Here is a 5838-nt window from a genome sequence, read left to right as displayed (position 1 = left end):
CCGCTTGTCCAACAATCCCGGCGGCGGCCTGCTGACCCAACTGCGCCTGCCGCTGGCGGCATAAAAACAAGGCGCGCCCGGTCGCCGCGCCTCGCCGCCGTTGGATTCCGAAGAAACTACCGCCGCAACACCGCGCTCAGCACGTCGCGAATGCCGATGGCGCCGACGAAGCGCGACTGGTCGTCAAACAGCGCTACCGGAGCGGTCTGCGAACGGTGCATGGCCAGCATGACGGTTTTCAGCGAGGTGCCCGGGTTGGCCCAGAACACTTGCGCGGCTTCCTCGGATTGGCCTTCGACGTCGGCGCACGACACCCAGACCGCCGGCTTGCCGTCGCGTTCGGCCGCCGCCACCAGCCCGTGATCGTCGATCTTGAAGCGCGTCGTCTTGCGGCGGTCGAGCCAGACCCAGCCGTCCTTGCCGTGCTCCAGATCGCGACGGTCGCGCATCACGTTCCAGGCGGTCAGCACCGACAGCGGGTTCACATTGGCGATGAAGTCTCGGACATAGTCGTTGGCGGGCCGCAGCACGATGTCTTCGGGCGCGCCGGTTTGCACGATGCGCCCACCCTCCATGATGGTGATGTGGGAGCCGATCTTCAGCGCCTCCTCGAGGTCGTGGCTGACGAAGATGATGGTCTTCTTCAATTCAGCCTGCAGCTGCAGCAATTCGTCCTGCAGCTTGGTGCGGATGAGCGGGTCGAGCGCCGAGAACGGCTCATCCATCAACAGGATCGGCGCCTCGGTGGCGAAGGCCCGCGCCAGGCCGACGCGCTGCTGCATGCCGCCCGAAAGCTCATGCGCGTATTTCTTCGACCACTGGTCGAGATTGACCAGCTTGAGCTGGCGTTGCACGCGCTCCTTGCGCTCGGCTTCCGGGACGCCGGCGAGTTCGAGGCCGAGACCGACATTCTCCTCCACCGTGCGCCATGGCAAAAGGCCGAACTGCTGGAACACCATCGCCACCTGTTTCTGGCGCAGGCGCCGCAAGGTCGCCTCGTCGCAGGTGACGACATCGACGGTCTTGTCGCCATCCTTGACCAGCACCTGGCCGCGCGACACCACGTTGAGCCGGTTGACCGCCCGCAGCAATGTCGACTTGCCCGAACCGGAGAGGCCCATCAGAACGGAGATCTCGCCCTCGTTCACGGTCAGGCTGGCGCCGGCGCAGCCCAGTACATTGCCGGTCTTTTCGAGGATCTCGGCGCGGCTGGCGCCGGCGTCGATCATCTTCAGCGATCCGGCCGGGTCGGCGCCGAAGACGATATCGACGTTCCTGAAATCGACGGCGACGGTCATTTCTTGCCTCCAACGGCGATGCGGGTCATCCGGTCGAGCACGATGGCCAAAACGACGATGGCAAGCCCCGCCTCAAGCCCGAGGTCGATGCGGCGCGAGCCGAGCGCCCGGTTGATCTCGGTGCCGAGCCCGCCGGCGCCGATCAGTGCGGCAAACACCACCATCGACAGCGACAGCATGATCGATTGCGTCAGGCCGGCCATGATGGTGGGCAGTGCCGACGGCAGTTCCACCTTCCACAGCAGCTGGCTCTTGGTGGCGCCGAAAGCCTCGCCGGCCTCGACGATCGACTTCGGCACCGAGACGACGCCCAGATGCGTGAGCCGGACCGCGGTCGGGATGACGAAGATGATGGTGACGATGAGGCCGGGCGCGTTGCCGAGGCCGAACAGCGTCAGCACCGGGATCAGGTAGACGAAGGTCGGCAGCGTCTGCATCAGGTCGAGCACCGGCAGCATGACGCGGTAGACCTTCGGCTTGTGCGCTGCCCAGATGCCGAGCGGCACGCCGATGGCCATGGCCATGGCAGCGGCCGCGACGACCAGCACCAGCGTCTGCACCGTCTGCTTCCAAAGGTTCTGGTTGATGATGAAGATCAGGCCGAGAAAGACGCCGATGGCAAGTGGCCGCGAGCGTTGCAGCAGCCAGGCGATAACAGCGATGATCAGCGCCAGCAGCACCGGCGGCACCATCAAGAGGATGCCGACCAGCCCATCCAGCAGGAAATTGAGGCCATTCGAAAAGGCCCTGAACACAGTGTCGAAATTGTCGGTGAGGAAACCGAAGAAGGCCTTTCCCCAGGCGCCGATCGGAATCTTGTGATCGACCATGAATTTCGAAATCGGATCCATATCGCCCCTCTCGTGCAGGAGACAGCCCTGCCCCTCGGCCTCGACCGTCGTCATCTTGTCACAGGATATGAAAAAGGGCAGCCTTTTCTAAGATGGCTGCCCTTCCTGGTTCGGCTTTGCCGAATTCAGTCGGCTCAGCTTCCGAGCGCGGTCTTGATGGCGGCGGCAGCGTCACCGCCGTCGAAGGTAGTCACGCCGGCTATCCACGGGGCAACGGCATCCGGGTGCTTCTTCAGCCAGTCGGTTGCAACCGTATTGGCGTCGCCGCCCTTGAGGATCGCGTCCATCATCTCGCCTTCCATGTCCAGGTTGAACTTCAGGTTGGCGATGAACTTGCCGGCGTTCGGGCATTCGGTGGTGTAGCCCTTGCGCACATTGGTGTAGACGGTGGCGGCGCCGAAGCCGCTGTCGCCCATGCCGTCGAGATAGGTGATCTTCATGGCGCCCATCACCGGATGCGGCGTCCAGCCGAGGAAGGCGATCCATTCATTGTTCTTCATCGACTGCTCGGCCTGCGTCAGCATGCCGGCTTCCGAGGATTCGACCAGCTCGAAGCCTTCGAGATTGTCCTTCGGGTTCTTGATCATGTCGAGGATGATGCGGTTGCCGTCATTGCCGGCCTCGATGCCATAGATCTTGCCGTTGAACTTGTCCTTGAACTTGCCGATATCGGTCAGCGATTTGACGCCGGCGTCGGCGACATAGGTCGGCACGACGATGCCGTAGCCGGCGCCGGTCAGGTTGGTGCTGATCGTCTCGACCGAACCGTCGGCTGTATAGTCCTTGATGTCGTTGGTCATCGACGGCATCCAGTTGCCGAGGAACACGTCGAGATCCTTGTTCTTCAGCGACGCCATGGTCACCGGCACCGACAGCTGGATCGTTTGCGGCTCATAGCCGAGCGCGGTCAGCAGCACGGAGGCGACGCCGGTCGTCGCCTGGATGTCGGTCCAGCCGACGTCGGAAAGGCGCACCGCCTTGCAGCTTGCCGGATCACCGGCGTAGGCAGCGCTGGTTGACAAAAAAGCCGCCAGGCCGAGGCCGGCGACGAAAGAGTTCATACGCGACATAGACAGTCTCCCATTGTGATTCTTTGGCGAAGCGTAGCTACGGTTTCTATGCCCGCCTTGTTTCGTCAGCCAAACACCATTCTGGTGTGGTTTCAAGCATTAAGACAATCACGATCAACGGCGCGGGCTGGCCAATCAGCGACACATCAGGCGCTTTTGTCTGGCCAGCCGGCTTTTTCAGGGGAATGCCGCTCTGGCCCCTCCCCGTGTCAGGCCAAGTCGGCTTAAAAGAGCGGCATGGCCAAGCTTTACTTCCACTACGCGACGATGAACGCCGGCAAGACGACGATGCTCTTGCAGGCCTCTTACAATTACCGCGAGCGCGGCATGGGCACGATGCTGTTCGTCGCCGGCCACTACCGCAAGGGCGATACAGGCCTGATCTCGTCGCGCATAGGCCTGGAGACGGAAGCCGAGATGTTTCGCGACGGCGACGATCTGTTCGCCCGCGTCGCCGCTCATCACGCGCATACGTCGGTGCATTGCGTCTTCGTCGACGAGGCGCAGTTCCTCGAGGAAGAGCAGGTCTGGCAGCTCGCCCGCATCGCCGACCGGCTGAACATCCCGGTCATGTGCTACGGCCTGCGCACCGATTTCCAGGGCAAGCTGTTTCCCGGCTCGCGCGCGCTGCTGGCCATCGCCGACGATTTGCGCGAAGTGCGCACCATCTGCCGATGCGGCCGCAAGGCGACGATGGTCGTGCGCCTCGGCCCCGATGGCAAGGTGGCGCGCCAGGGCGAGCAGGTGGCGATCGGCAAGGACGTCTATGTCTCGCTCTGCCGCCGCCACTGGGAGGAAGAGATGGGCCGCGCCGCGCCAGACGACTTCATCGGCTTTATCAAGGGCTGACGGTCGGCGGCCTTGACCCCGGCCCTATGCAGCGTTTCTTAAGGCCTCGGTACTATAACGCAGCCAGCCAGAGCTCCCCGGGGTCAGCCATGCTTCGAGCCGCTTCGTTCGCCAGTATCCTTCTCCTTGCCAGCTCGCTCGTAGCCCATGCCGGCGGTGATCCTGCCCTGGGCAAGAAGGTCTTCAACCGATGCATGGCCTGCCATGACGCAGCCACCGACCGCGACAAGGTCGGTCCGCATCTGTTGGGCGTCGTTGGCCGCACCGCCGGCAGCGCCGAGAGCTTTCTTGGCCACTATTCCGAGGCGATGAAGAGTGCTGGCGCCGCCGGCCTGGTCTGGGATGAAGCCAATCTCGCCGAGTATCTCAAGGCCCCAAAGCTGAAGGTGCCGGGCAACAAGATGGCCTTCGGCGGCCTGACCAATGACGACGACATCGCCAATGTCATCGCCTATCTGAAGGCCGATCCCAAGCCTTGATCCGCTGTTCGTCAGCTCTGTAAAACCGGCTTTCCCCTTGCATATCGCGGCCGCGATTGCTTCAGTGATTTGCCGAATACAAAGGCATCCGTGCGCCATCGGCTTGCCGCATGAAAGTTCAATGACAGCTGAACTACGGCTGGCAGGCAAGCTAATCACGCCAGGCCCCCGCCTTCACTGGTTTTCAAGACCCTGATGGATTCTTTTGTTTTCACGCCGCCCTTGTCTTCACGTCTTTCAATCCCCCGATGCCCCACATATATTCGCCGCTGTTCGCGACCAGCGACGTCATGCCGAAGCGGGAGGCCCCAATGGCGACATTGCAGAATTTCGACGCCGAAATTGCCAAGACCAAGCAGGTCGTGCAGGACATGCGCTCCAAGATCGAGCAGTCCGGCACCATGCTTGATACGCTCGCCACATCGGACAAGAAGATCGGCGACGCCAATTTCGACCTCGAGAACGCCCGCATCGAGGATGTGCTGAAGCAGCAAAAGGTGATGGAAGGCAACATTGCCGACCTGATCATCGGCCTGGAGGACGCCACCAACGTCTTCGGCTCCGAGTTCGAGAGCATGAAGAACTACACCGGCTGGGAAAAATTCATCGGTATCTTCTCCAGCCAGAGCAAGCAGCGCATGCGCACCGACCGCGTCCGCAACATGTCGCTGGCGGGCAACCTGCAGGAATTGCTGGTCAAATCCGACACCATCGTCGGCATATTGAAGGCGCAGAAAGAGGTCCTCGACCAGCGCTACAAGACCTCGGAAACCAGCCTGTCGCAGGTGATCGAGCGCCGCAAGACCACCATGACCAACCTCGAAGCCGTGCAGAAGCGCATCGAGGAGCTCAACCCGATGCTGCTCGACATCGAAAACAAGATCGCCGCTTCGACCAGTCAGAAGGACCGCACGCAGCTCGAAGGCGAACGCTCCAAGCTGGCGACGGAATACAACGAAAAGCAGGCCAAGGAGCAGGAGCTGCTGGCCGAGAGCCAGACGCTCGAGCGCTACACCTCGATGTTCCAGACCTTCGTCGATTCGCTCAACAACCAGATCGCCGCGCAATCGACGCTGATCAACAAGCTGACCATCGATACCGAGCAGCGCATCGTGCTCTACAAGGCGCTGGAAGATTCGCTGAAGACCGCCGCCCAGCAGGACGTCGCCCACAAGATCAACACGCTGGGCAGCCAGGTCGACAACACCGCCGAGGAAACCATGGCCGGCATCGGTGCTGCTTCGCAAAAACACATCGGCGACCTACTCGAGATGCACGAGAAGAACATGGT

The 5838-nt window shown here is 62.0% G+C and carries 6 protein-coding genes; 3 read left to right on the top strand and 3 right to left on the bottom strand.

Going from position 1 to position 5838, the window contains the following annotated elements; genetic code table 11:
- Nucleotides 1-116: 116 nt before the first annotated feature.
- The 3 genes from choV to EN925_RS20155 all read right to left on the bottom strand — a co-directional run bounded on the left by choV (nt 117) and on the right by EN925_RS20155 (nt 3219).
- A complete protein-coding gene (gene choV / locus EN925_RS20165) occupies nt 117-1298 on the bottom strand; it encodes a choline ABC transporter ATP-binding protein (RefSeq protein WP_127384912.1) in 1182 nt (393 codons plus the stop codon).
- Nucleotides 1295-2149: a choline ABC transporter permease subunit gene (choW, locus tag EN925_RS20160; RefSeq protein ID WP_013529957.1), complete on the bottom strand. Its 855-nt coding sequence runs from the start codon at nt 2147-2149 to the stop codon at nt 1295-1297. The genes choV and choW overlap by 4 nt, the downstream gene beginning before the upstream one ends.
- 134 nt (nt 2150-2283) lie before the next feature.
- Nucleotides 2284-3219: a choline ABC transporter substrate-binding protein gene (locus EN925_RS20155; RefSeq protein ID WP_013529956.1), complete on the bottom strand. Its 936-nt coding sequence runs from the start codon at nt 3217-3219 to the stop codon at nt 2284-2286.
- Between the two features lie 237 nt (nt 3220-3456).
- Between EN925_RS20155 and EN925_RS20150 the strand changes: the two genes are divergently transcribed.
- From EN925_RS20150 to EN925_RS20140, 3 genes are all read left to right on the top strand, one after another.
- Nucleotides 3457-4068 carry a thymidine kinase gene (locus tag EN925_RS20150; RefSeq protein ID WP_027162173.1) on the top strand — a complete coding sequence of 204 codons (612 nt, stop codon included), beginning with the start codon at nt 3457-3459 and terminating at the stop codon, nt 4066-4068.
- An 89-nt stretch (nt 4069-4157) separates the two neighbouring features.
- Nucleotides 4158-4547, top strand: coding sequence for a cytochrome c family protein (locus EN925_RS20145; protein WP_027162174.1), 390 nt, complete (start codon nt 4158-4160; stop codon nt 4545-4547).
- Nucleotides 4548-4858: 311 nt separating this feature from the next.
- Nucleotides 4859-5838 (top strand): hypothetical protein (locus tag EN925_RS20140; RefSeq protein ID WP_128336848.1); only part of this gene is annotated, 980 nt, incomplete at its 3' end.

The sequence above is a fragment of the Mesorhizobium sp. M7A.F.Ca.US.006.04.2.1 genome, assembly GCF_004022915.1.
GTDB lineage: Bacteria > Pseudomonadota > Alphaproteobacteria > Rhizobiales > Rhizobiaceae > Mesorhizobium > Mesorhizobium ciceri.
The sequence above is the reverse complement of the archived record's forward strand: the minus strand, read 5'-3'. Positions and strand labels throughout refer to the sequence as shown.